This is a genomic window from Streptomyces sp. NPDC085524, assembly GCF_044541755.1.
In the GTDB taxonomy this organism is placed as follows: Bacteria; Actinomycetota; Actinomycetes; order Streptomycetales; family Streptomycetaceae; genus Streptomyces.
Genome location: NZ_JBITTH010000022.1, coordinates 19,320 through 42,783, shown reverse-complemented (window position 1 = coordinate 42,783; position 23,464 = coordinate 19,320). Strand labels below are relative to the sequence as shown.

Below are 23,464 nucleotides of genomic sequence, written 5' to 3'. Positions count from 1 at the left end.
CCCGGCACGGGCGTCAGCGCTTCGCCACGAACACGTGCGAGGCGACCTCCGCCTCCAGCTCGGCGGCCTCGCCACCACTGCCGACCAGCACCCCGCCCGGGGACGCCGTCACGCTGACCACCGAGCCGGGCTGCACGCCCGCGCGCCGCAGCGTGTACATCAGCTGGGCGTCCGTCTGGATCGGCTCGCCGATCCGGCGCACGACCACGGTCTTGCCCTCGGTACCCGGGTCGAGCTCCGACAGGCTCACCATGCCGTCCTCCAGGAAGGGGTCCGCCTCGGCCTTCTCCCCCAGCTCCTCCAGCCCGGGGATCGGGTTCCCGTACGGCGACTCGGTCGGGTGGCGCAGCAGCTCCAGCACCCGCCGCTCCACCGCCTCGCTCATCACGTGCTCCCAGCGGCAGGCCTCGGCGTGCACCTGCTCCCACTCCAGCCCGATCACGTCGACCAGCAGGCACTCGGCGAGCCGGTGCTTGCGCATCACGCGCGTCGCCAGCCGCCGGCCCTCGTCGGTCAGCTCCAGGTGCCGGTCGCTGGCCACGGCCACCAGGCCGTCGCGCTCCATCCGCGCCACCGTCTGGCTCACCGTCGGTCCGCTCTGGTCGAGCCGCTCGGCGATCCGGGCGCGCATGGGGACCACACCTTCCTCTTCCAGCTCAAGGATGGTGCGGAGATACATCTCCGTGGTGTCGATCAGTCCGGACATTCGTGCCCCTCGGATTGCGTGCGCTGGCCCTGCCCCCAATTCTGACGCATCGGGCCGACAACCGTCCCGTATCGAGCGTCAAGACCCGTCCCGGACATGTCCCCGACATACCGGGCCCCGGATTGACGTTCGTATTGACACGCCCTTGGTCCAGACCGCACGGTGAGCGGCGAACACGGATGCACCCACCTCCACCCACCTCTCGGAAGGGCCATCGGCGTATGAGCGAGAGCAAGCTGGCCGGTCAGTTCTTCGACGCCGCCATCGGCCTGCTGGAGCGGGTGCGGGACGAGGAGGGACCGCGCATCGCCGAGGCCGGCACGCTCGTCGCCGACGCCGTCGCCGCCGGGAACCGGCTCTTCGCCTTCGGCGCCGGGCACTCCTCGCTGCCCGCCCAGGACGTGGTCTACCGGGCCGGCGGCCTGGCCCTGATGAACTTCCTCGCCGTCCCGGGCACCGCGGGCGTCGACGTCATGCCCGCCACCCTCGGCAGCGCCCTGGAACGGGTCGACGGCCTGGCCGGCGCCGTCCTGGACAGCAGCCCCGCCTCCGAGGGCGACGTCCTCGTGATCATCTCCCTCTCCGGGCGCAACGCCCTGCCGGTCGAGATGGCCATGAACGCGCGCGCCCTCGGCCTCAAGGTCATCGGCGTGACCTCGGTGGCGTACGCGACGGGGACCAAGTCGCGGCACGTCTCCGGCACCTTCCTGAAGGACCACTGCGACGTCGTCCTGGACAGCAAGATCGCCGTCGGCGACGCCGAGCTGAGCCTCGACGGCATCGACGCCCCCTTCGCCCCCGCCTCCACGGTCGTCACCAGCGCGATCATGCAGGCGGTCATGGCCGCGGCGGCCGGCGAACTCGTCGCCCGCGGCATGGAGCCGCCGCTGCTGCGCTCGGGCAACGTGGACGGCGGCCACGAGTGGAACGGCCGCGTCATGCAGGAGTACGGCGACCGGATCTTCTTCCGCCACTGAGACCCGTAATTCACCAGGGGGTGAGCTGCGGACTGCACGCCGTTCGGGTGCCGGGCGCTCCAGCGTGGTCGCGCGCAGGGCGCGGCTCATCTGGGGTTGCCCGCCCGCGCCGTCGCCGTCCTGCACCACCTCAAGATCGACTGTGCGTCATCACGAAACAAGTCTGAGGCCGCCGCGAGCCCGCAACCAGGTCGCGCCGAGGCCGCCGCGAGGGCCCCACTAGGGGGTGTCCGGCGGATCAGGGCCCGGCCATGATCCGCCGGACACCCCCTAACCCCGGTCACGCCCCGCCAGGTCCAGGTCCGCCGCGACCCGGGCCGCCACCTCCTCCGCGTACGACGCGTCCGCGCGCTCGAACGCCGGCCGCGAAGGCCCCCGCAGGAAGGTCAGCACCCCCAGGGTCCGCCCCCGGCTGCGCAGCACCGTGCACAGCCCGTGCGCCGCACCCTCCGGCCACTGGCGGGCCCTCGCCCACTCCGGGTCCGCCTCCCCGCGGGGGGAGCCGGCCCGCACCGACCCGATCCGGTCCAGCGCCTGCAACGCCGGGTGACCGGCCACGTACCGCACGGGGATCGATCCGGGCCCCGGCAGCTCGGGCGGCGCCGCCGCCGACCGTACGAGCCTGCGCCGCTCCAGACCGGCCGAGGCGTCCAGCACGTCCAGCAGCGCGTGCTCGGCGAAGCCCGCGAGGGCGAAGTCCAGGCGTACGGCGGCCGCCTCCGCCGGGTCCTCGCACTCGGCGGCGGCCCGCCCCGCACGGTGCAGCTGGTGGGATCGGAAACGCAGCTGCGCGGTGTCGAGCTGCGCCTGCCGGGCCTCGGTGACGTCCTGGAACAGCCAGCCGACCCCCAGCGGCACCGGCTCCTCGGCGAGCGGCGAGGCGAGCCGCAGGAACCCGCACCGCCAGCACCGGCGCCGCACCCCCTCGGGCGTGCGCACCGCGACCCACAGCTCCACGGGCGCGGGCGGCGCCCCCTCGGCGAGCACGTGCTGGAGGGCGCCCTCCAGCTCCTCCACGCCCTGCGCCAGCAGCTCCCCGAGGGGCCTGCCGAGCAGCACGGTCCGGCCGGTACCGAAGGCGCGGGCGGCGTGCGCGTTGACCACGGCGGGCCGCAGGTCGACGTCCACGAGGACGACGCCCCAGGACGCGTCCTCCATCAGGGCCTCGCTGAGCGCGATGGACCGTTCCAGGTCGATCTGCGCGTGCACCTCGCTGAAGGCGCAGTACACCCCGGCGGGTTTCCCGTCCGCGCCCGGCACCCCGGCGGACTGGGTCCGTACGAGGACCCGTCCGCCGTCCTTGGTCAGCAGGGCGAACTCGTGCACCTGCCGGCCGGGCGCGTCCTGGGCGGACATGAGTCTGTCGTGCACGTCCTGGGCGTCGGCGGGCCGTACCGCCCACCCCTCGAACCCCTTGCGCCCCACGGCCTCGGCCGCCGACCAGCCCAGGATCCGCTCGGCTTCGCGGTTCCAGTGGGTGATCACGCCGTCGGAGTCGAACGCGCACAGGGCGGCGTCCATCCCGTCCAGCAGCGCTGCGAGCAGATCGTCGGCGGTCTCGTTACGTCCGGAAGCACTCACCTGGCACCCCCTGCAGGTGTTCGCGTGTGCGGCACGTCAGATCATTGAACGCGAACGTGACGCAGCACACACGGCTTTCCGCGGATTGGGTGCGGGAAACCCGGTCAGGGACTGCCGAAGAGGAGCGCACCGCCGACGATCCCCGCCAGGATGACGACGGTGATGCCGCCGCTCACCAAGAACAACCGCCACCCCGACGACCACCGGCTGATCGCTTCCCACCGTGCCTCCTGTCCGGCGATCCGCCGACCCGCCCGCGGATCCGGCGTCCAGTCGGTCCCGCGCAGCTCTACGAGGAGCGACCGGAGGACGAGTACCTCCTGCTCGACGGCCGGCAGCTCGACATCGTCCACACACGGCAGCAGCAGCCGACTGCCGTCGGTGCGGTAGGCGTACGTGACAGTCGTGGGTCCGGGACCGCCTTGCGGGACGGCCATGGTGCGGATGTCATGGAGGTCGTTCCAGGCGAGCCGGCGCGAGCGCAGCCCGTTGGCCCGGGATATGCCTTTGAGGTCGACGCGCGTGAACTGCCGCCGCCTGGCCGCCAGGGCCCAGCCGCCGAGGACCAGCACCAGGCCGGTGCCCAGCACCTTCACCTGGCCCGGGAAGGACGAGGTCCAGAGCGGGACGAGCAGCGTCACGGCGCCCCCGCCCAGGGCGACCCAGACCAGGGCCGAACCGCTCCGCCCGTGTCGGTACTCGCGCGGCAATGCACCTTCTTGCATCTCTCCCCCTCCGACCAGCGCTCCGTGACGGCGCCGCCCTCCCCACGCTGCGGGAAATAAACGGTTGTGGCCGCGGGGACGCCTGCCTAGGCTCTGACGTACACGAGAAGGGAGGTGGTTCCCGAAATGTACGGAAACCGGACGCGTGAGGTGGCTGCGGGCTAAGCGCCCGTCGTCGCACGCACCCAGTGCGGTGCCCGGCGGGATCGCCGAGCGCCAATCCACAGCAGTCACCCGACCCGCGGGCTCGCCGGTACGTCCGGCCGGCTTCTCCCACTGCAGGGGAGAGACCCGAGCCCGCGGGTCGTCTGCGTTTTCCGCTCCCGCTCGGGGGCGACGAGACCGGGCCCGTCGGCCAGGGCCCCGGCCGGTGGCCGGCGCGGCCCGCCGAAGAGCCCGGGCAGGCCGTGGTCGCCGAGGCCGGGCCGGTGGCCTGCACGGGCCTGCCGGAGGGGCCCGGTCCAGGCCCGGCCGGTGGCCGGAGCGCCTGCCGGAGCCCCGTCGGAGTGGACGGCATCCAGGCGGCCGCCGGGCCGTACGGCCGCGCGGCACGGCCCCGGTCAGCGCCGCACGGCTACGGGCAGAGCCGTTCGATGCGCCACTTGTCCGCTTCCAGCACGTACCGCAGCCGGTCGTGCAGCCGGTTCTCGTGGCCCTGCCAGAACTCCACCTCTTCCGGGACCACCCGGAAACCGCCCCATTCCGTCGGCACCGGGACCTGCTCGCCCTCCGGGTAGCGGGCGGCGAGCTCCTCGTAGCGGCGGTCCAGTTCCGCGCGGGAGCCGATCACGCTGGACTGCTCGCTCGCCCAGGCGCCCAGCTGCGAGCCGTGCGGGCGGGAGCGGAAGTACGCCGCCGTCTCGTCCCGCCCGATACGGGCCGCGGTGCCGGTGACGACGACCTGGCGGGCGATGGGGTGCCAGGGGAAGAGCAGCGCCACGTGCGGGTTCTCGGCGATCTCCCGGCCCTTGCGCGACGCGTAGTTGGTGAAGAAGACGAAGCCCCGGTCGTCGAACTGCTTCAGCAGCACCGTGCGGGAGCTGGGGCGGCCGTCGGCCGTCGCCGTCGAGACGACCATCGCGTTCGGTTCGAAGACGTGGGCGTCGGCGGCCTGCTGGAACCACCGGGCGAACTGCCGCATCGGGTCCTCGGCGAGGCTCTCCTCCTCGACGATCTCCGAGCGGTACTGCTTGCGCATGGTGGCGGGATCAAGGTCCTGGTCGGTCACCCGGCCATCCTGCCGCAGTGGGACCGTCACCGGTGTGCCGTATGTCACGCTTCCGCACTGCATCGCGAGCGGACAAAATCTTGGGGCCGGTCCGACGGTCCCACACGGGTGACCATCGGCCGTGCCGGGCATCAACGGGGATGACCGCGCCGGACCGCGAATCACGCCGGGAGCCGCGCGTGTTCGCACTATCTGAGGAGCCGCCTGATGTCCGACTTCGTACCCGGTCTCGAGGGAGTCATCGCGTTCGAAACGGAGATCGCCGAACCGGATAAGGAAGGCGGTGCGCTCCGCTACCGCGGTGTCGACATCGAAGACCTCGTGGGCCACGTCTCCTTCGGGAACGTCTGGGGCCTGCTGGTCGACGGTGCGTTCAACCCGGGCCTGCCCGCCGCCGAGCCCTTCCCCATCCCGGTCCACTCCGGTGACATCCGTGTCGACGTGCAGTCCGCGCTCGCCATGCTCGCCCCCGTGTGGGGTCTGAAACCGCTGCTGGACATCGACGAGCAGACCGCCCGCGACGACCTCGCGCGCGCCGCCGTCATGGCCCTGTCGTACGTCGCCCAGTCCGCGCGCGGCCAGGGCCTGCCGATGGTGCCGCAGAAGGAGATCGACAAGGCCGAGTCCGTGGTCGAGCGGTTCATGATCCGCTGGCGGGGCGAGCCCGACCCGAAGCACGTCAAGGCCGTCGACGCGTACTGGACCTCCGCCGCCGAGCACGGCATGAACGCCTCCACGTTCACCGCGCGGGTGATCGCCTCGACCGGCGCCGACGTCGCGGCCGCGCTGTCGGGTGCGGTCGGCGCGATGTCCGGTCCGCTGCACGGCGGTGCGCCGTCCCGCGTCCTCGGCATGATCGAGGAGATCGAGCGCACCGGCGACGCCGTGGCGTACGTGAAGAAGGCCCTGGACAAGGGCGAGCGCCTGATGGGCTTCGGGCACCGCGTCTACCGCGCCGAGGACCCGCGCGCCCGCGTGCTGCGCCGTACGGCCAAGGAGCTGGACGCCCCGCGCTACGAGATCGCCGCGGCGCTGGAGAAGGCCGCGCTGGAGGAGCTGCACGCGCGCCGCCCCGACCGGGTGCTCGCCACGAACGTGGAGTTCTGGGCCGCGATCATGCTGGACTTCGCGGAGGTCCCGGCGCACATGTTCACGTCGATGTTCACGTGCGCCCGTACCGCCGGCTGGTCGGCGCACATCCTCGAGCAGAAGCGCACGGGCCGCCTGGTCCGCCCGTCGGCCCGCTACACCGGCCCGAGCCGCCGCGACCCGCGGGAGATCTCGGGGTACGCGGACATGGCCGAGACGGCCTGACCCGCCCCTTCGCCGTCAGGGCGCCGCACCCCCCGCAACGGGGTGCGGCGCCCTCGCGTTTCTCATCCCGTTTCCGTCAGGGCGGCGTCGATGATGCGGGACCACTGGGTCACGACCCGGGCCCGGCGGGCCGTGTCGTCGGTGAGGACGTTGGCCAGGCCGAGGCCGCGGGCCATGTCGAGGAGGCCCTGCACGGTCTCCCGTACGCCGGGGACGGACTCGTCGGCGCCGAGGAGCCCGACCGCGATGCGGTGGGTCTCGCGGCCGACGCGGGCCTCCAGCTCGGTGACCCGGGGGCGCAGCTGCTCCTCGTTGGAGGCGGCGACCCACAGCTGGAGGGCGGCCCGGAAGAGGGTGCCGGTGTACAGGTCCACGATGGCTTCGACGGCCGCCGGGCGGGCGACCGGGCCCGCCCGGAAGAGCTCGCGCAGGGCGGTGGAGCGTTCCTCGGCGACGTACTCGACCGCGGCGGTGAACAGGTCCTCGCGGGTCGGGAAGTGGTGCTGGGCGGCGCCCCGCGAGACCCCGGCGCGCTCGGCGACGACGGAGACGGTGGAGCCGGCCCAGCCGTGTTCCGCGAGGCAGGAGACGGCCGCCTCCAGGAGGTGGCGGCGGGTGACGCGGCTGCGCGCCTGCTTGGGGCCCTGGATCACGCTCACAGGGCCCACGTCGGGTTCCGGCGTTCGAAGCGGGCGGTGATGCCTTCGCGGGCCTCGTCGGAGGCGAAGAGTCCTGCGGACAGCTCGGTCAGCCGGGCGCCGTCGCGGGCGACGGCCTCGCGCACGGCGGCGGCGGTCAGCGACTTGGTGGCGGCGAGGCCCTGCGGGGAGGCCTTGCGCAGGCCGTCGAGGACGGGTGCGAGCACGGCATCGACGTCCCCCTCGGGGTCCGCGTGCAGGGTGAGCAGCCCGATCCTGGTCGCCTCGGCGGCGTCGAAGGCCTCTGCGGTGAGGAAGTAGCGGGAGGCGGCGCGGGGGTCGAGGCGCGGCAGCAGCGGGATGGAGATCACGGCGGGGGCGAGGCCGAGGTGGGTCTCGGTGAAGGCGTACGAGGACTGCGGTCCGGCGGCGGCGATGTCGCAGACGCCGAGCAGCCCGAGCCCGCCGGCGCGGACGTGGCCGGTGACGCGGGCCACGACCGGCTTGGGGAGTTCGGCGATCTCGCGGAGCAGGGCGAGGAAGTCGGCGGGGTCGCAGGGCGACTTGAGGTCGGCGCCGGCGCAGAAGGTGGTGCCGGTGTGCGTCAGCACGACGGCCCGCACCGCCGGGTCCGCCCCGGCGTCGGCGAGCGCGGCGCGGAGGGCGGCGACGAGGTCGGCGGAGAGCGCGTTGCGGTTGGCCGGGGAGTCGAGGGTGATGGTGGCGACGCCGGTCGCTCGCGCGGCGTGGACGGGTGTCATGTCTCCTCCGGAGGGGTCGGCGGTTCCCTGCCGGGGGCTCGTCGGTTCCCTGCCGGGGGTTCGGCGGGGTTCGTCGGGTCTGGCGGGGCTCGTCGGGTCGGGCGGGTCGGGCAGGGGCTTGGCGTGGTCCGGCGGGGCCGGTGCCGGGGTGGGGTGTCGTCCGGGACCCATGATTCATGGCGCCCCGGCCGGATCAGACTGTACGAGCAGCGAGTGCGCCACACATCACGTTCTGCGTCCCGGACGACACCCCACCCCGTCCCAGGCATCCGGGCCGGCCAGGGCAAATCCAGCCGGTCCGGCGTTTGAGGACCTGGGTCCGGGGCGGAGCCCCGATCTTTGAGGCGCGGGTCCGGGGGAGGGGCTCCGCGGAGCGGCAACCGCGCCCGCCCCCGCCCACCCGCTAGTAAGACTTCGGCAGCCCCAGCGTCTGGTGGGACACGAAGTTCAGGATCATCTCCCGGCTGACCGGCGCGATCCGCGCCACCCGCGCCGCCGTGATCAGCGAGGCCAGCCCGTACTCACGGGTGAGCCCGTTCCCGCCGAGGGTGTGCACGGCCTGGTCCACCGCCCGCACGCACGCCTCCCCCGCCGCGTACTTCGCCATGTTCGCGGCCTCGCCCGCGCCCATGTCGTCCCCCGCGTCGTACAGCGCGGCCGCCTTCTGCATCATCAGGCGGGCCAGTTCCAGCTCGATGTGGGCCGCCGCGAGGGGGTGGGACACGGCCTGGTGGGCGCCGATGGGTTCCTTCCACACCTGGCGGGTCTTCGCGTAGTCCACGCCCTTGGCCAGCGCGTACCGCCCCATGCCGATCGCGAAGGCGGCGGTCATGATGCGCTCGGGGTTGAGCCCGGCGAAGAGCTGCAGCAGGCCCGCGTCCTCGTCGCCGACCAGCGCGGAGGACGGCAGCCGCACCTCGTCCAGCACCAGCTCGAACTGCTTCTCCGCCGCCTGGAGTTCCATGTCGATCACGGACCGGGTGAAGCCCGGGGCCTCGCGCGGCACGATGAACAGGCAGGGCTTGAGCCGTCCGGTGCGGGCGTCCTCGGTGCGGCCGACGATGAGGGTGGCGTCGGCGATGTCCACGCCGGAGATGAAGACCTTGCGCCCGCTCAGGATCCAGTCGTCGCCGTCGCGCCGGGCCGTGGTGGTGATGCGGTGGGAGTTGGAGCCGGCGTCCGGTTCGGTGATGCCGAAGGCCATGGTGCGGGTGCCGTCGGCGAGGCCGGGGAGCCAGGCCTGCTTCTGCTCCTCGGTGCCGAAGCGGGAGATGACCGTGCCGCAGATGGCCGGCGAGACGACCATCATGAGCAGCGGACTGCCGGCGGCCCCGAGTTCCTCGAGGACGATGGAGAGCTCGGCGATGCCGCCGCCTCCGCCGCCGTACTCCTCGGGGAGGTTCACGCCCAGGTAGCCGAGCTTTGCGGCGTCGGCCCACAGCTCGTCGGGGTGGCCGCCTTCCCGGGCGACGCGGGCGAGGTACTCGCGGCCGTACTTCTGCCCGAGCGCGGCGACCGCCGTGCGCAGGGCCTTGTGCTCCTCGGATTCGATGGTGTGGCTCATGCTTGCGGTTCCTCCTGGACTACGGCGAGCAGGGCGCCGAACTCGACCTGTTGGCCGGTGGCGGCGTGGAGCGCGGTGAGCGTGCCGGAGGCGGGGGCGAGGATGCGGTGCTCCATCTTCATGGCCTCCAGCCAGAGCAGGGGCTGCCCGGTGGTGACGGCCTGGCCGGGGGCGAGGCCCTCGGCGACGCGGACGACGGTGCCGGGCATGGGGGCGAGCAGGGAGCCCGGTTCGGTGCGGTCCTGGGGATCGGCGAACCGGGGGACGGGGGTGAGGGTGTGGGCGCCGGTGAGGGCGGAGTCGACGTAGACCTCCGTCTTGTTCGAATTTTGTTTCACGTGGAACAGGCGGCGGATTCCGTCGACTTCGAGCGTGACGAGCTCCGGGGTGGCGGACAGGACCCGTACTCCGGGGTGGTTCACCGGCCGGTAGCCGACCTCGTACTCGGTGCCGGCCGAGGTGTAGCGGCGGGTCCCCGGCTGCGAGCGGACGTTGCGCCAGCCGCCCAGGCGCGCGGCGAGCGAGGCTCCCGGGGCGGGGGCCGCCTCGGCGAGGGCGGCGGCGAGGGCGGCCAGGGTGGCGTCGGGGGCTTCCTCGGTGAGGGCGGTGAGGTGGCGGTCGTAGAACCCGGTGTCGAGCCGTCCGGCGGCGAACTCCGGGTGGCGCAGGGAGCGTACGAGGAGCTCCCGGTTGGTGGTGAGCCCGTGGATCCGGGCCCGGGACAGGGCGTGGGCGAGGATGCGGACGGCCTCGGCGCGGGTGGGGGCGTGGGCGACGACCTTGGCGAGCATGGGGTCGTAGTGGATGCCGACCGTGTCCCCGTCGGCGAATCCGGTGTCCACGCGGACCTCGCCGGGCACGGCGAGGGTGTGCAGGACACCGGTCTGCGGGCGCCAGTCCCGGGCGGGGTCCTCGGCGTAGAGGCGGGCCTCGACGGCGTGGCCGCCGGGCGCCGGCGGTGTCAGCGGCAGCGCCGCCCCTTCGGCGACGCGCAATTGCAGGGCCACGAGGTCGAGCCCGTACACGGCTTCGGTGACGGGGTGTTCCACCTGGAGGCGGGTGTTCATCTCCAGGAAGTACGGGCGGCCGTCGGCGGTGACCAGGAACTCGACCGTGCCGGCGCCCCGGTAGGAGACGGCGCGGGCGGCGGCGACGGCGGCCTGGTGGAGGCTCTCGCGCAGGGCTTCGGGCAGCCCGGGCGCCGGGGCTTCCTCGATGACCTTCTGGTGGCGCCGCTGGAGGGAGCAGTCGCGGGTGCCGAGCGGCCAGACGGTGCCGTGGGCGTCGGCGAGGATCTGCACCTCGACGTGGCGGCCGCGCTCGACGTACGGCTCGGCGAAGACCTCGCCGTCCCCGAAGGCGGAGCGGGCCTCGGCGGATGCCGCGTCCAGCTCGGCCTTGAGCTGGTCGAGGTCGCGGACCACGCGCATCCCGCGTCCGCCGCCGCCCGCGGCGGCCTTGAGCAGGAGCGGCAGGTCGGTGTGGGTGGCGGCGGCCGGGTCGACGGGGTCGAGGAGCGGGACCCCGGCGGCGCGCATCAGTTCCTTGGCCCGCGTCTTGGAGGCCATGGCCTCGATGGCCTCGGGGGGCGGGCCGATCCAGACCAGGCCGGCGGCCTGGACCTCGCGGGCGAAGCCGGCGTTCTCGGAGAGGAAGCCGTAGCCGGGGTGGACGGCGTCGGCGCCGGCGGCGAGGGCGGCCTTGATGATCAGGTCGCCGCGCAGGTACGTCTCGGCCGGAGCGGCGCCCGGCAGGCGTACGGCGGAGTCCGCGCTGCGCACGTGCAGGGCGTCGGCGTCCGGGTCGGAGTGCACGGCGACGGTGTCCAGGCCGAGGGCGCGGGCCGTGCGGAAGATCCGTACGGCGATCTCGCCCCGGTTGGCGACCAGGAGGGAGGTGATGGCGGTGGTGGTGGTCATCTGCGGGCTCACATCCGGAAGACGCCGAAGCCGCCGCGGGCGCCCTCGACGGGGGCGTTGTGTACGGCGGACAGGCACAGGCCGAGGACGGTGCGGGTGTCGCGCGGGTCGATGACCCCGTCGTCGTACAACCGCCCGGACAGGAACATCGGGAGGGACTCGGACTCGATCTGCGCCTCCACGAAGGCGCGCATCCCGGCGTCGGCCTCCTCGTCGTAGGGCAGTCCCTTCGCGGCGGCGGACTGCCGGGACACGATGGAGAGCACCCCGGCGAGCTGCTGCGGGCCCATGACGGCGGACTTGGCGCTCGGCCAGGCGAAGAGGAACCGGGGCTCGTAGGCCCGCCCGCACATGCCGTAGTGCCCGGCGCCGTAGGAGGCCCCGATGAGGACGGACAGGTGCGGCACGCGGGAGTTGGAGACCGCGTTGATCATCATCGAGCCGTGCTTGATGATGCCGCCCTGCTCGTACTCCTTGCCGACCATGTAGCCGGTGGTGTTGTGGAGGAAGAGGAGGGGGATGTCGCGCTGGTTGGCCAGCTGGATGAACTGGGCGGCCTTCTGGGATTCGGCGCTGAACAGCACCCCCTGCGCGTTGGCGAGGATGCCCACCGGATAGCCGTGGAGGGTGGCCCAGCCGGTGACCAGGCTCGGCCCGTACAGCGGCTTGAACTCGTCGAAGTCCGAGGCGTCCACGATCCGGGCGATGACCTCGCGCGGGTCGAAGGGGGTCTTCAGGTCGGCCGGGACGATCCCGAGGAGCTCCTCCGGGTCGTACTTCGGCTCCTCGGCCCGCGGCGGATCGGCCTGCGGCTTGCGGTGGTTGAGGCGGGCCACGACCCGGCGGGCCTGGCGGATCGCGTCCTGCTCGTCGAGGGCGTAGTAGTCGGCGAGGCCGGAGGTGCGGGCGTGCATGTCGGCGCCGCCGAGGGACTCGTCGTCGCTCTCCTCGCCGGTGGCCATCTTCACCAGCGGCGGCCCCCCGAGGAACACCTTCGAGCGGTCCTTGATCATGACGGTGTGGTCGGACATCCCGGGGATGTACGCGCCTCCGGCGGTGGAATTGCCGAACACCACGGCGACGGTGGGGATACCGGCGGCCGAGAGCCGGGTCAGATCGCGGAAGATCGCACCCCCGGGAATGAAGATCTCCTTCTGGGAGGGGAGATCGGCGCCGCCGGACTCGACGAGGCTGATGACGGGCAGCCGGTTCTGCAGGGCGATCTCGTTGGCCCGCAGGGCCTTCTTCAGCGTCCAGGGGTTGCTGGCCCCGCCGCGGACGGTCGGGTCGTTGGCGGTGACGAGGCATTCGACGCCCTCGACGGTGCCGATGCCGGTCACCATGGACGCGCCCACCGGGTAGTCGCTGCCCCACGCGGCGAGCGGGGACAGCTCCAGGAACGGCGTGTCCGGGTCGAGGAGCAGCTCGATGCGCTCGCGGGCCAGGAGCTTGCCGCGGTCCTTGTGGCGGGCGGTGTACTTCTCCCCGCCGCCGGCGAGCGCCTTGGCGTGCTCGGCGTCGAGCGCGGCCAGCCGTTCGAGGGCGGCGTTACGGGCCTGTGCGTGCTCGGGGGCGTGCGGGTCGACGGTGGTACCGAGGCGGGTCATGAGCCGGTCCCCTCCGGGGCGGGTGTCTGCAGGAGATGGGTCGGGATGTCGAGGTGCCGGGCCCGTAGCCATTCGCCGAGGGCCTTGGCCTGGGGGTCGAAGCGGTACCCGGAGGCGACGCCGTCGCCGAGGATCCGCTCGATGGTGAAGTTCAGTGCGCGGAGGTTCGGCAGAACGTGCCGGGTGACGGGGAGGCCGGCGGCCTCGGGGAGCAGCCCGCGGAGCGTCTCAACGGTCAGGGTCCGCTCGAGCCACTCCCAGGCGGCGTCGCTCTCCACCCACACCCCGACGTTGGCGTCACCCCCCTTGTCCCCGCTCCGGGCCCCGGCCACCGCCCCCAGGGGTGCGCGGGCGGTCGCCAGGCGCGGCCGGTCTGCCCGCACGGCAGATTCAGCCCTGCCGGGGCCACCTTCAGCCTCGCCGGCGTTCGAGGCGCGGGGGTCCGGGGGCGGAGCCCCCCCCGGGTCCGGGGCGGAGCCCCCGGAGCGGCGCCCGGGGTCGCAAGCCCCGGTTCCGGGAAGGGGCGGGGTGGGGGAATGGCCCCGCGCAGCGGACACCGGCAGGCGGGTGCCGTCCGCCAGCACCGCCACGTGCGGCACCGAATCCACCGGCACCAGCGAAGAGGCGAACACCCCGTACGGCTGCGCAGCCCCCGGCGGAGCCGTGACGTGGAACCCCGGGTAGCTGCCCAGCGCCAGCTCGACGGCGGCCGACGTCAGCCCCCGCCCCACCCGCTCCGCCGAAGGATCCCGCACCACCAGCCGCAGCAGCGCGCTCGCCGTCTCCTCCGTCGCCGCGTCCTCGTGGTCCGTGCGGGACAGGGTCCAGGCCGCTTCGGCCACCCCCTCCAGCGCCTCGGACAGCTGCGCCCGCACCAGCGCCGCCTTGGCCTCGATGTCGAGGCCGGTCAGCACGAAGACCACCTCGTTGCGCCAGCCGCCGATCCGGGTCACGCCCACCTTGAGCGAGGCCGGCGGCGCCTCCCCCCGCACCCCCGAGATCCGCACGCGGTCGTCGCCGTCCCCGCTCAGCCGGACCGTGTCCAGGCGGGCCGTGACGTCCGGGCCCAGGTACCGCACGCCCTGGGTCTCGTACAGGAGTTGCGCGGTGACGGTGCCGGCCGAAACAACCCCGCCCGTGCCCGGATGCTTGGTGATGACCGAGGAGCCGTCCTCGGCGATCTCCGCCAGCGGGAACCCGGGCCGGCGGACGTCGTGCGCGGTGAAGAAGGAGTAGTTGCCGCCGGTGGCCTGGGTTCCGCACTCCAGGACGTGGCCCGCGACCACCGCCCCCGCCAGCCGGTCGTAGTCGTCCGGGGCCCAGCCGAACCACCAGGCCGCCGGGCCGCTGACCAGCGCCGCGTCCGTGACCCGGCCGGTGACGACCACGTCCGCGCCGGCCCGCAGGCAGGCCGTGATCCCGGCGCCGCCGAGGTACGCGTTGGCGGTGAGCGCCCCCTCCGCACTCCCCGCGTAAGGCATCAGGTCGTCGCCCTCGACGTGGGCCACGGACACCGGCACCCCCACCTTGGCCGCCAGGGCCCTTACCGCCTCGGCCAGTCCGGCCGGGTTGAGCCCGCCCGCGTTCGCGACGATCCGTACGCCCCGCTCGTGCGCGAGGCCGAGCCCCTCCTCCAGCTGGCGCAGGAAGGTCTTGGCGTAGCCGTGGTCCGGGTTCTTCAGCCGGTCGCGGCCGAGGATCAGCATGGTCAGCTCGGCCAGGTAGTCCCCGGTCAGCACGTCGAGCGGGCCGCCGGTCAGCATCTCGCGCAGGGCCTCGAAGCGGTCCCCGTAGAAGCCGGAGGCATTGCCGATCCGCAGCGGCCTCCGGCCCCGGTCCGCCCGCCACCGCTCCGGCCGCCACCGCTCCGGCCGCCCTCGGTCGGACCGCCCGAGCTCTGCCCCGCCCGTCATCGCGAGGCCCCCGGCTCGCGCCCGGCGCCCGCCGGCCCCGCGAAGGCCTGGGCGATGTCCAGCCAGCGGTCCGCGTCGGAGCCGGTGGCGGTCAGCGCGAGGTCGGCGCGGTGGGCCCGCTGGGTCACGAGCAGGCAGAAGTCGAGCGCCGGCCCCGTGATCCGCTGCGCGGCGTCCGCAGGCCCGTACGACCACACCCCGGAGCCGTCGGGGGCCTCCAGTTCGACCCGGAACTCCTCGGCGGGCGCAGGCAGTCCGCGTACGGCATGGGCGTAGTCGCGGGCCCGTACCCCGATCCGCGCCACGTGCCGCAGCCGCGCGGTCGGGGTGCGGCGCGCCCCGAGCGCGTCCGCCACGTCCTGACCGTGCGCCCAGGTCTCCATCAGCCGCGCGCTCGCCATCGAGGCGGCCTTCATCGGCGGCCCGTACCAGGGGAAGCGGGTGTCGGGCGATGCGGCGGCGAGCGCCTCGTCGAGAGCGGTACGGGTGCTGCGCCAGCGGGCCAGCAACTCGCCGGGCGGCAGCTTCGCGCCCTCTTCCGCGCCCTCGTCGACGAAGGAGTCGGGGGCCTTCACCGCCTCCTCGACCATGAGCCCGAAGGCCGCGGCGTCGGTGAGGGAGAGCAGTGCGGCCCGGTCGGTCCAGTGCAGGTGGGCGATCTGGTGGCCGATGCTCCAGCCGGGCGCGGGGGTGGGCCGGGCCCACTCGGCCGGACTCAACTCCCCTACCAGAGCGTCGAGTTCACGACCCTCCTCGCGCAGATCGGCGTAAACGGCGGCAACCGCGTCGGCGGACGGCTCGGGCACGATGTGCTCCCCTCTCGGCGTGAGGGGAAGACTGGCAGCCTTCATCAAAACAATCAAGCATGCTTGCATGTTTTTCGGACGTGCCGACACCTTCCCGCCAGCTGCCCCAAACCCCGCCGAACGAAGGCGCGTTGCCCACCGGCCACGAAGCGGCTAGCAGCACACAACCGGGGGGAGGCTTCCGGCCGCAATCCGGAAACTCGCGAAACGTCACGGATGTCCCGTCGATACTGGACGTTCCGCCCCGGGCCCGGGCGATCCACGCACCACGTTCATCTCACTCGCCGAACACCCCGACGAAGAAGGACGTACTGCCGTGACCCCACCCGCCCATTCCCCCGGCCTGCCCGACGCACACGGATCACCCGACGCACCCGGCACCTCCAGCACCCCCGACACCCCCGGCTCCCTCTATCCCGAACTCGACGCCGCCGCCCTCGCCTCCTTCGTCGCCGCCCTGGAGAGCGGCGACGTCACCGGCCTTCCCCCCGCCCGCGCCGCCGAGGTCGCCGAAGCGCGCTCCGTCGCCGTCTTCACCCGCACCAAGGTGACCGGCGCCGACGGCGACCTCCTCGACGCCGGGCTCTGGCGGCACACCGGCAGCCTGCCGCGCCCGCTGATCGTGATGCCGTCGCCGTGGACGAGCCACGGCTGGATCCTCTACGCCGTCCAGGCCACCCTCTTCGCGGCCCGCGGCTACAACGTCCTCGCCTACACCACCCGCGGCTTCGCCGCCTCCGAGGGCCGGGTCGAGGTGGCGGGCCCCCTCGACGTCGCCGACGGCAGCCGCGCCCTGGACCACCTGATCGAGCGCACCACCGGCCCCGTCGCGAAGATCGGCTTCCTCGGGGACTCGTACGGCTCCGGCATCAGCCAGCTCGTCGCCGCCCACGACACCCGCGTGAGCGCCGTGGTCGCGCTCAGCACCTGGGGCGATCTCGGGGAGGCGTTCTACGAGAACTCCACCCGCCACGTCGCGGCCGTACGGGCCCTGCTCGGCGCGGCCTCGAAGGCGCGGCTGAGCCCGCAGACGCAGAGCGTCTTCGACAACGTCCTCGCCCACCGGGACATCGAGGGCACCCTGCGCTGGGCGGAGCAGCGCTCGCCGTTCACCCACATCAAGGAGCTCAACCGCCGCCAGGTGCCCGTCTTCTTCGCGCACGCCTGGCACGAGACGCTGTTCCCGGCCAACCAGACGCTGAAGATGTTCAACGAACTCAGCGGCCCCAAGCGTCTCGTCCTGTCCATCGGAGACCACTCGGGGCCCGAGATGACGGGCATGCTCGGCCTGCCCAACCGGATCTGGACGGACGCCCACCGCTGGTTCGACCACCACCTCAGGGACATCGACAACGGCGTCGCCGACGAGGGCCAGGTGATCAGCGAGGTCATGTGGAACAAGACCCTCGAACCGCGCCCCACCTGGCACTCCCTCACCGAGCGGGTCCACCGGCTGCACCTGGCGGGCAGCGGGGAACTCGCGGAGGAGCCCGAGGCCGGCTGGACGGCGACCGTGCTGTGCGGGGTCGACACCCCCGCCACCGTCGCCGACAAGGTCGTCGAGTCCGGGTACGCGGAGATCGCCGGGCGCCCGAAGGTCTACCCGACCGGGGCCATCGACCGTTCCGTCGCGGCCGTCTGGGCCTCCGAACCCGTCCGCGAGACCACCCGGCTGCGCGGCACCCCGCGCCTGCGCGTGACGTACCGGGCCCCGAACCCGGGGTCCACCTTCGTCGCGTACCTGCTCGACACGGCCCCCGACGGCACGGCCCACATCGTCACCCACGCCCCGTACACCGACCTCGGCTCGGCGCCCGACAGCCTGGTCAGCGCGGACATCGACCTCCAGGCCACGGCGTACGACGTGCCGCGCGACCACCGGCTGCTGCTGGTGATCGACGCCCGCGACCCCTTCTACGGCGACGCCAACCTGCCGCGCGCGACCCTCGCCTTCACCTCGCCCGAGGCGACCCCGTCGTACCTGGACCTGCCGCTCGGCTAGAGCGGTCGGCGAGGACCCGGGGCGAGGGTCCTCGGCGGCAACTGCGTACGCCCGTCCGGCCGGACCCCCGTAACCGGCCGGGCGGGCGTACTGATTCAGGGACGCCTGCGGGCCCTCTCCGGTTTCACGGCCGACCCGTGAAATCCATCGTCCAGTTGAGGAGCCAGCTCTCGCCGCCGTCGACCGAGAAGAACTGCTCCCAGCGCGGGGACCCGGACCGCGTGCCGCTCCACACGAACCGCACCCGCACCGGCTTCCCGCCGTACGCGTCCTCGCCCTCGAAGATGCCGTGACCGTCGGTGAACCGCCCCACCACGGGCGGGAACAGCGTCCCCGTCCGCCGGCTCGACCAGTACAGCGACCACTCCTCGCGCTCCCGGTCGAACAGCCGCAGCGTGAGACCGCCGAAGCCCTTCGTCGGGAAGTCGATCTCGTCGAAGCTGGAGCCGCCGTCGAAGTGCCGCGAGACGCGGGAGACGCCCGGGAACTCCTCCCACCCGCTCTCCGGATCGAGGAAGTCGGTGCGCCAGCGGTTGGTCACGTCCCAGCTGCCGACCAGGAAGTCGAATTCGTTCATGCGAGGACCGTAGGAGGACTTCACTGACATCATGTGTCAGTGAAGTCCAGCCGCCTGCTGTCGATCCTGCTCCTCCTCCAGACCCGCGGCCGGATGACCGCCGCCGAGCTCGCCCAGGAGCTGGAGGTGTCCGTCCGCACCGTCTACCGCGACGCCGAGTCGCTGGCCGCCGCGGGCGTACCGCTCTACGGCGACGCCGGGCACAGCGGGGGCTACCAGCTGCTCGCCGGCTACCGCACCCGGCTCACCGGCCTCAGCTCGGGCGAGGCGGAGGCCCTGTTCCTGACCGGCATGCCGGGCCCGGCGGCCGAACTCGGCCTCGGCCGCGCCCTGTCGGCGGCCCAGCTCAAACTCCGCGCGGCCCTGCCGCCCGAACTGCGCGCCCAGGCCGACCGGATGCGGCTGCGCTTCCACCTGGACGCGCCGGGCTGGTACGCGGAGCACGAGGAGACCCCGTACCTGGCGCAGGTGGCCGACGCGGTGTGGCGGGGCCGGGTCGTCGAGGTCCGCTACCGGCGCTGGAAGGAACCCCGCGAGGTCGACCGCCGCCTGGCCCCGTACGGGCTGGTCCTCAAGGCGGGGCGCTGGTACCTGGTGGCGGGGGCGGTCGAGGGGGCGGAGGGGGCCGAGGGGGCGGAGGGGGCCGAGGGGGCGGAGAGGGCCGAGGGGGCGAAGCAGGCAGGGGCGGTCGAGCACTCGCGTCCCCGCACTTACCGCGTCGACCAGATCCTCCGGGTCGCGGAGACCGAGGAGGTGGCGGAGCTGCCGGAGGGCTTCGACCTGGCCGAACACTGGCGCCGCGCCCAGGCCGACTTCCACGAGCGGCTCCACCCGGAGGAGGCGGTCGTACGCCTCTCCGCGCGCGCGGCAAGCCTGCTGACGGGCCCCCAGGCCCGCGCCCTGGCAGCCACGGGCGAGCCGGACCCCGAGCTGGAGGGGTGGACGCGGGCGGTGCTCCCGATCGAGTCGGAGTCCCAGGCGGAGGCCCAGTTCCTGGCCCTGGCGGCGGAGGCCGAAGTCCTGTCCCCGCAGCGCCTGCGGGCCCGCATCAAGGCCACCCTCGCGGCCATGACGGCCCGCTACGGGTGAGCGGTTGCGTCCGCGGGGCCGGGACGGTCCTGTGCGGCGGGGTCGGGCCTGAGGGGGCGGGGGGCGGGGCCTTCACCCCCTCGGGCCCTGCTCCGGGGCGGTGTTTGCCCACCGACCCCCTGGGTGCGGGTGGAGTGTGGCGGGCGCCTTGACGGGAGGGGCCTTCGCCCTTTCGGGCCCCGCTCCGGGGCGTGACCGCGAACCCCTTTCCCGGACGGGCGGGGTGGGGCGGTTGGCGGGAGTTGCGCCGCCCGGAATCAGAGAAGTCTTGGGGATTTCCCGTCAGTCCCATGGTCCTTCCGTGTCGGGCCGGCCTGTCAAGGGCGCTCCTCCTTCGTCGTCGCGTCGCTTCGCGACGGCCTTCGGCCGCCCTTGACAGACCGTCCCGCCACGGAAAGACAAGGACTGCCGGGAAACCCCCAAAAGAACGGGCCGGGCGGAAGACAAACAACCAGCCGTATCAGCGATGCACGGCCCCGCTCCGGCAGGGGCCGGGCCAGCCCCCGGGCCCTTCAGGCCGCCATCCGCACCGGGCAGGCGGCCAGCCACCCCCACACCTCGACCACAAGACCCTCGGGGCAGGTCGGGCGCACCAAATCGCTACGCGCTCCTCAGATCTCGGCGTCTGCAGCCCGTCCGGGGCTGGTCCCGCCCCAGATCGCTACGCGCTTCTCCCTCTCGGCGTCCGACGGCCGTCCGGGGCTGGTCAAAAGCCGCCCAGGCTCCCAAGTTCTCCTCCATGACCGCGTCTGACGGTCGTCGCGAGGGGAAAAGGGCTTCATACAGCGGCTATATCGAGCTGTACTCACGTCAGGCAGCAGAGGAGCCGAAAAGGAGAGTCGAATTGCCCTAATGAGGGGGATATGGGGGTGGGTTTGTGGTGAGGCTTTCGCTCTGACCCGGATACAGCTCGGATAGGCCGAGGTTCCGTGCCTTCCAGCCTCTCCGGCAGACCGTTTCCGTCCCCGTCACCTCTCCACCGGCCCGATCAGCCCCAGGCGGGCCGCGGACGCCGTCATCGAGAAGCGCGTAGCGATCTGGGGCGGGACCAGCCCCGGACGGGTCGCAGACGCCGTCATCGAGAAGCGCGTAGCGATCTGACGCGCCCCTGCCGAAGCCGGGCCGTGCAGCGCTGACACGGCTGGTTGTCCGTCTTCCGCCCGGCCCGTCCTTTTGGGGGGTTCCCGGCTGTCCTTTGTCTTTCCGGGGCGGGACGGCCTGTCAAGGGTCGCCGAAGGCGATCGCGAAGCGACGCGACAAAGGAGCGCCCTTGACAGGGCGGCCCGAACCGGAAGGACGATGGGACAGCCGGGAACCCCCCAAGACCTCTCTGATTCCGCCCGGTACGGGTCCCGCCCCCGGAACCCCGCTCCAGTCCGCGTCACCGCGTCACCGCCACGGGCTAGCCGCGAGGCGTCACCGCTCCGCGCGCAGCCACTGGGCGACCTCGGTCGCCCAGTACGTGAGGATCGTGTCCGCGCCGGCCCGCTTGATGCCGAGGAGGGTCTCCATGATCGCCCGGTCGCGCTCGATCCAGCCCTTCTCCGCAGCCGCCTCGATCATCGCGAACTCGCCGCTGATCTGGTACGCCGCCACCGGCACGTCCACGGACTCCGCGACCCGGTAGAGGATGTCGAGGTACGGCCCGGCCGGCTTGACCATCACCATGTCGGCGCCCTCCTCCAGGTCGAGGGCCAGCTCCCGCAGGGACTCCCGCGCGTTCGCCGGGTCCTGCTGGTAGGTCTTGCGGTCACCCTGGAGGGAGGAGGCGACGGCCTCGCGGAAGGGACCGTAGAAGGCGGAGGAGTACTTCGCCGTGTACGCGAGGATCGAGACGTCCTCGTGCCCGGTCTCGTCGAGCGCGTCACGGATGACACCGACCTGGCCGTCCATCATTCCGCTCGGGCCCACCACGTGGACACCCGCGTCGGCCTGGACCTGCGCCATCTCGGCGTACCGCTCCAGCGTCGCGTCGTTGTCGACGCGGCCGTTCTCGTCGAGGACACCACAGTGGCCGTGGTCGGTGTACTCGTCCAGACACAGGTCGGACATGATCACCAGGTCGTCCCCGACCTCGGCCTTCACGTCACGGATGGCGACCTGGAGGATGCCGTCCGGCTCCGTGCCCGCCGTGCCCAGCGCGTCCTTGTTCTCGTCCGCCGGGACGCCGAAGAGCATGATCCCCGCGACGCCCGCCTCGACCGCCTCCACGGCCGCCTTCCGCAGCGTGTCCCGCGTGTGCTGGACGACGCCCGGCATGGCCGAGATCGGCAGGGGCTCGCTGATGCCTTCCCGTACGAAGGCCGGGAGGATCAGGTCGGAGGGGTGCAGCCGGTACTCCGCGACCATCCGCCGCATGGCAGGGGTGGTGCGCAGCCGGCGGGGCCGCGAGCCGGGGAAGGATCCGTACGCGCTCATCTTCAGTCGCCTCTTCGAGCTTCGACAGCAGTCGGGTCAAGCGTAGGCCCCGTGTCCGTGGCGAACTCGCACCACACCACCTTCCCCGGCACCCGCACCCCGACGCCCCACCGGTCCGCGACCGCGGCGACCAACAGCAGCCCACGGCCGCCCTCCGCTCCCGTGTCCCGGTCCTCGATCCGGGGCCGCCCGCCGCCGCTGTCGTGCACCTCGACCCGTACGACCCCCTCGAAGCGCAGCATCCGCAGCCGGTAGCCGCGGCCGGGCGGCACGCCGTGCAGGAGGGCGTTGGTCGCCAGCTCGCTCACGCAGAGCGACACGTCGTCGTGGCGGGATGTGACATCCCACGCGTGCAGTGTCATGCGCGCGAACTTCCTGGCAGAGGCGACGCTTTGGCGGCTGCGGGGGTAGAACCGCTCGCGCAGCAGGGCGGGTTGGATTTCCACGTTCACGGGTTGATCGTTGCCCTGTGTTACTAACGTGGGCCATACCGGTGACTCGTACTCCTCCATGAGTACTGGTCGACAGTGGTACCTCTCAGGGGCGTTCGGGGAGTTCACAGGTATGCCACCACGTAAGAAGGCCCGACCCAACCAAACCGTGATGAGGATGGTCGGCGCTCAGGTCGCCGCCGCCCGCATCGCCATCGGACTGACCCAACGCGAATTCGCAGAGGCACTGCACATGGACGTCCAGTCCATCGCCTCGATCGAACAGGGTCGACGGACGCTCATGCCCGATGTCGCCGAAGGGATGGACCAGATCCTCGGCCTGCCGGGCCTGCTGACCGTCGCGGCGAACAACATGCCTGTGGTCGACGTGATCCCACCGTGGGCAGAGGAGTACTTCGCCAGTGAGGCCGAGGCTGTTGCCATGTCCTGCTTCGAGGCCGCGCTCGTGCCCGGCCTGCTCCAGACCGAGGAGTACGCCCGAGCTGTGTTCAGCTGCCGCGTCCCATATACGGGCGAGGAGAAGATCGAGCACCAGACAGCACGCCGCCTCAAACGCCAGCGCATCCTGCACCGCCGCATTCCGCCCACCATGGGATTCGTCATTTCGGAAGCAGCACTACGCGACCGTCTCGGCGGCGACGACGTCCGGCAGGAGCAGCTGCGCCACCTGCGCGCTTGCGCTGACCGTCCCGCGATCTCACTCCAGGTCCTCCCGCTTGGCCTCACCGCTCACGCAGGTCTCACAGGTTCATTCGTGCTGCTGGAAATGACCGATCACCAGCGTCTCGCGTACTCGGAGAACCAGCGCGTCAGCATCCTCGTTCATGCGCCCGAGGAGGTCAGCATCCTCGCTCAGAAATACTCGATGCTGCGATCTCAAGCCCTCAATATCACTGATACAAAAGCCCTGTTGGACCGACTGCTAGGAGACTCATGAGCACCACACTGAAGTGGTTCAAGTCCGGCTACCGCAGCGACCAGGGCGACCAGTGCCTGGAGGCAACCATCACTTGGCGGAAATCCTCTTACAGCACCGACGAAGGCGACGCCTGCGTCGAGGTCGCCACCTGCCCCGCCGACCAGGTCCACGTCCGGGACTCCAAGGTCACCGACAGCCCCCAGCTCACCCTCACCCCCACCGCCTGGACCGGTCTCACCGCCTGGGTCGCCGCCTGAGGCCGTCGGAG

The 23,464-nt window shown here is 72.6% G+C and carries 20 protein-coding genes; 6 read left to right on the top strand and 14 right to left on the bottom strand.

Going from position 1 to position 23,464, the window contains the following annotated elements; genetic code table 11:
• Positions 1-13: 13 nt before the first annotated feature.
• Positions 14-706, bottom strand: a complete 693-nt coding sequence (locus ACIGFK_RS29335; RefSeq protein ID WP_376662474.1) for a metal-dependent transcriptional regulator — start codon at positions 704-706, stop codon at positions 14-16.
• Between the two features lie 221 nt (positions 707-927).
• Between ACIGFK_RS29335 and ACIGFK_RS29330 the strand changes: the two genes are divergently transcribed.
• Entirely contained in the window at positions 928-1,683 is a 756-nt protein-coding gene (locus tag ACIGFK_RS29330) for an SIS domain-containing protein (RefSeq protein WP_376662473.1), read from the top strand.
• Between the two features lie 270 nt (positions 1,684-1,953).
• On the opposite strand, the gene ACIGFK_RS29325 is transcribed toward ACIGFK_RS29330, so the two are convergent.
• From ACIGFK_RS29325 to pdxH, 3 genes are all read right to left on the bottom strand, one after another.
• Positions 1,954-3,264, bottom strand: coding sequence for a PAS domain-containing protein (locus tag ACIGFK_RS29325; protein ID WP_376660496.1), 1,311 nt, complete (start codon positions 3,262-3,264; stop codon positions 1,954-1,956).
• A 104-nt stretch (positions 3,265-3,368) separates the two neighbouring features.
• Positions 3,369-3,989 (bottom strand): hypothetical protein, encoded by a 621-nt coding sequence (locus ACIGFK_RS29320; protein WP_376660497.1) that lies wholly within the window; start codon positions 3,987-3,989, stop codon positions 3,369-3,371.
• Positions 3,990-4,563: 574 nt separating this feature from the next.
• The gene (gene pdxH, locus ACIGFK_RS29315; protein WP_376660508.1) at positions 4,564-5,187 is read right to left on the bottom strand and encodes a pyridoxamine 5'-phosphate oxidase; all 624 of its coding nucleotides are present in this window, start codon (positions 5,185-5,187) and stop codon (positions 4,564-4,566) included.
• A 237-nt stretch (positions 5,188-5,424) separates the two neighbouring features.
• Between pdxH and ACIGFK_RS29310 the strand changes: the two genes are divergently transcribed.
• A complete protein-coding gene (locus ACIGFK_RS29310) occupies positions 5,425-6,531 on the top strand; it encodes a citrate synthase 2 (protein ID WP_376660498.1) in 1,107 nt (368 codons plus the stop codon).
• A gap of 62 nt (positions 6,532-6,593) precedes the next feature.
• Here the strand turns inward: ACIGFK_RS29310 and ACIGFK_RS29305 are convergent, their stop codons facing one another.
• From ACIGFK_RS29305 to ACIGFK_RS29275, 7 genes are all read right to left on the bottom strand, one after another.
• A complete protein-coding gene (locus ACIGFK_RS29305) occupies positions 6,594-7,190 on the bottom strand; it encodes a TetR/AcrR family transcriptional regulator (protein ID WP_386471211.1) in 597 nt (198 codons plus the stop codon).
• Entirely contained in the window at positions 7,187-7,930 is a 744-nt protein-coding gene (locus ACIGFK_RS29300; RefSeq protein ID WP_376660500.1) for an enoyl-CoA hydratase family protein, read from the bottom strand. Before ACIGFK_RS29300 ends, ACIGFK_RS29305 begins: the two co-directional genes overlap by 4 nt.
• A 403-nt stretch (positions 7,931-8,333) precedes the next feature.
• Complete coding sequence (locus ACIGFK_RS29295; RefSeq protein WP_376660501.1) at positions 8,334-9,494, bottom strand: acyl-CoA dehydrogenase family protein; 1,161 nt, start codon at positions 9,492-9,494, stop codon at positions 8,334-8,336.
• Entirely contained in the window at positions 9,491-11,413 is a 1,923-nt protein-coding gene (locus tag ACIGFK_RS29290; RefSeq protein ID WP_400054229.1) for an acetyl/propionyl/methylcrotonyl-CoA carboxylase subunit alpha, read from the bottom strand. Before ACIGFK_RS29290 ends, ACIGFK_RS29295 begins: the two co-directional genes overlap by 4 nt.
• A gap of 8 nt (positions 11,414-11,421) precedes the next feature.
• Positions 11,422-13,020, bottom strand: coding sequence for an acyl-CoA carboxylase subunit beta (locus ACIGFK_RS29285; RefSeq protein WP_386471201.1), 1,599 nt, complete (start codon positions 13,018-13,020; stop codon positions 11,422-11,424).
• Positions 13,017-14,783, bottom strand: coding sequence for an acyclic terpene utilization AtuA family protein (locus ACIGFK_RS29280; RefSeq protein ID WP_400054312.1), 1,767 nt, complete (start codon positions 14,781-14,783; stop codon positions 13,017-13,019). The genes ACIGFK_RS29285 and ACIGFK_RS29280 overlap by 4 nt, the downstream gene beginning before the upstream one ends.
• Before the next feature lie 146 nt (positions 14,784-14,929).
• On the bottom strand, positions 14,930-15,739 hold the full coding sequence (locus ACIGFK_RS29275) for a TIGR03084 family metal-binding protein (protein ID WP_400054228.1): 810 nt from the start codon (positions 15,737-15,739) through the stop codon (positions 14,930-14,932).
• A gap of 316 nt (positions 15,740-16,055) precedes the next feature.
• Between ACIGFK_RS29275 and ACIGFK_RS29270 the strand changes: the two genes are divergently transcribed.
• Entirely contained in the window at positions 16,056-17,741 is a 1,686-nt protein-coding gene (locus ACIGFK_RS29270; RefSeq protein ID WP_400054226.1) for a CocE/NonD family hydrolase, read from the top strand.
• Positions 17,742-17,865: 124 nt separating this feature from the next.
• On the opposite strand, the gene ACIGFK_RS29265 is transcribed toward ACIGFK_RS29270, so the two are convergent.
• Positions 17,866-18,318, bottom strand: a complete 453-nt coding sequence (locus tag ACIGFK_RS29265; protein WP_376660506.1) for a hypothetical protein — start codon at positions 18,316-18,318, stop codon at positions 17,866-17,868.
• Positions 18,319-18,357: 39 nt separating this feature from the next.
• On the opposite strand from ACIGFK_RS29265, the gene ACIGFK_RS29260 reads away from it, so the two are divergent.
• Positions 18,358-19,407 (top strand): helix-turn-helix transcriptional regulator, encoded by a 1,050-nt coding sequence (locus tag ACIGFK_RS29260; RefSeq protein WP_400054224.1) that lies wholly within the window; start codon positions 18,358-18,360, stop codon positions 19,405-19,407.
• Between the two features lie 1,416 nt (positions 19,408-20,823).
• On the opposite strand, the gene hemB is transcribed toward ACIGFK_RS29260, so the two are convergent.
• Positions 20,824-21,825 (bottom strand): porphobilinogen synthase, encoded by a 1,002-nt coding sequence (hemB, locus tag ACIGFK_RS29255; protein WP_384750706.1) that lies wholly within the window; start codon positions 21,823-21,825, stop codon positions 20,824-20,826.
• A 2-nt stretch (positions 21,826-21,827) separates the two neighbouring features.
• Positions 21,828-22,277, bottom strand: a complete 450-nt coding sequence (locus tag ACIGFK_RS29250; protein ID WP_400054221.1) for an ATP-binding protein — start codon at positions 22,275-22,277, stop codon at positions 21,828-21,830.
• Between the two features lie 157 nt (positions 22,278-22,434).
• Between ACIGFK_RS29250 and ACIGFK_RS29245 the strand changes: the two genes are divergently transcribed.
• Together ACIGFK_RS29245 and ACIGFK_RS29240 are read left to right on the top strand one after the other, a co-directional pair.
• Positions 22,435-23,214, top strand: a complete 780-nt coding sequence (locus ACIGFK_RS29245) for a Scr1 family TA system antitoxin-like transcriptional regulator (RefSeq protein ID WP_400054219.1) — start codon at positions 22,435-22,437, stop codon at positions 23,212-23,214.
• Entirely contained in the window at positions 23,211-23,453 is a 243-nt protein-coding gene (locus tag ACIGFK_RS29240; RefSeq protein WP_400054218.1) for a DUF397 domain-containing protein, read from the top strand. The genes ACIGFK_RS29245 and ACIGFK_RS29240 overlap by 4 nt, the downstream gene beginning before the upstream one ends.
• Positions 23,454-23,464: the final 11 nt, after the last annotated feature.

Coding starts and splice junctions, on each gene's coding strand:
- ACIGFK_RS29335 (WP_376662474.1), bottom strand. CDS start 706: ATGTCCGGACTGATCGACACCACGGAGATGTATCTCCGCACCATCCTT.
- ACIGFK_RS29300 (WP_376660500.1), bottom strand. CDS start 7,930: ATGACACCCGTCCACGCCGCGCGAGCGACCGGCGTCGCCACCATCACC.
- ACIGFK_RS29265 (WP_376660506.1), bottom strand. CDS start 18,318: ATGAACGAATTCGACTTCCTGGTCGGCAGCTGGGACGTGACCAACCGC.
- pdxH (WP_376660508.1), bottom strand. CDS start 5,187: ATGCGCAAGCAGTACCGCTCGGAGATCGTCGAGGAGGAGAGCCTCGCC.
- ACIGFK_RS29290 (WP_400054229.1), bottom strand. CDS start 11,413: ATGACCACCACCACCGCCATCACCTCCCTCCTGGTCGCCAACCGGGGC.
- ACIGFK_RS29310 (WP_376660498.1), top strand. CDS start 5,425: ATGTCCGACTTCGTACCCGGTCTCGAGGGAGTCATCGCGTTCGAAACG.
- ACIGFK_RS29330 (WP_376662473.1), top strand. CDS start 928: ATGAGCGAGAGCAAGCTGGCCGGTCAGTTCTTCGACGCCGCCATCGGC.
- ACIGFK_RS29295 (WP_376660501.1), bottom strand. CDS start 9,494: ATGAGCCACACCATCGAATCCGAGGAGCACAAGGCCCTGCGCACGGCG.
- hemB (WP_384750706.1), bottom strand. CDS start 21,825: ATGAGCGCGTACGGATCCTTCCCCGGCTCGCGGCCCCGCCGGCTGCGC.
- ACIGFK_RS29240 (WP_400054218.1), top strand. CDS start 23,211: ATGAGCACCACACTGAAGTGGTTCAAGTCCGGCTACCGCAGCGACCAG.
- ACIGFK_RS29285 (WP_386471201.1), bottom strand. CDS start 13,020: ATGACCCGCCTCGGTACCACCGTCGACCCGCACGCCCCCGAGCACGCA.
- ACIGFK_RS29245 (WP_400054219.1), top strand. CDS start 22,435: ATGGTCGGCGCTCAGGTCGCCGCCGCCCGCATCGCCATCGGACTGACC.
- ACIGFK_RS29280 (WP_400054312.1), bottom strand. CDS start 14,783: ATGCTGACCGGCGGCCCGCTCGACGTGCTGACCGGGGACTACCTGGCC.
- ACIGFK_RS29320 (WP_376660497.1), bottom strand. CDS start 3,989: ATGCAAGAAGGTGCATTGCCGCGCGAGTACCGACACGGGCGGAGCGGT.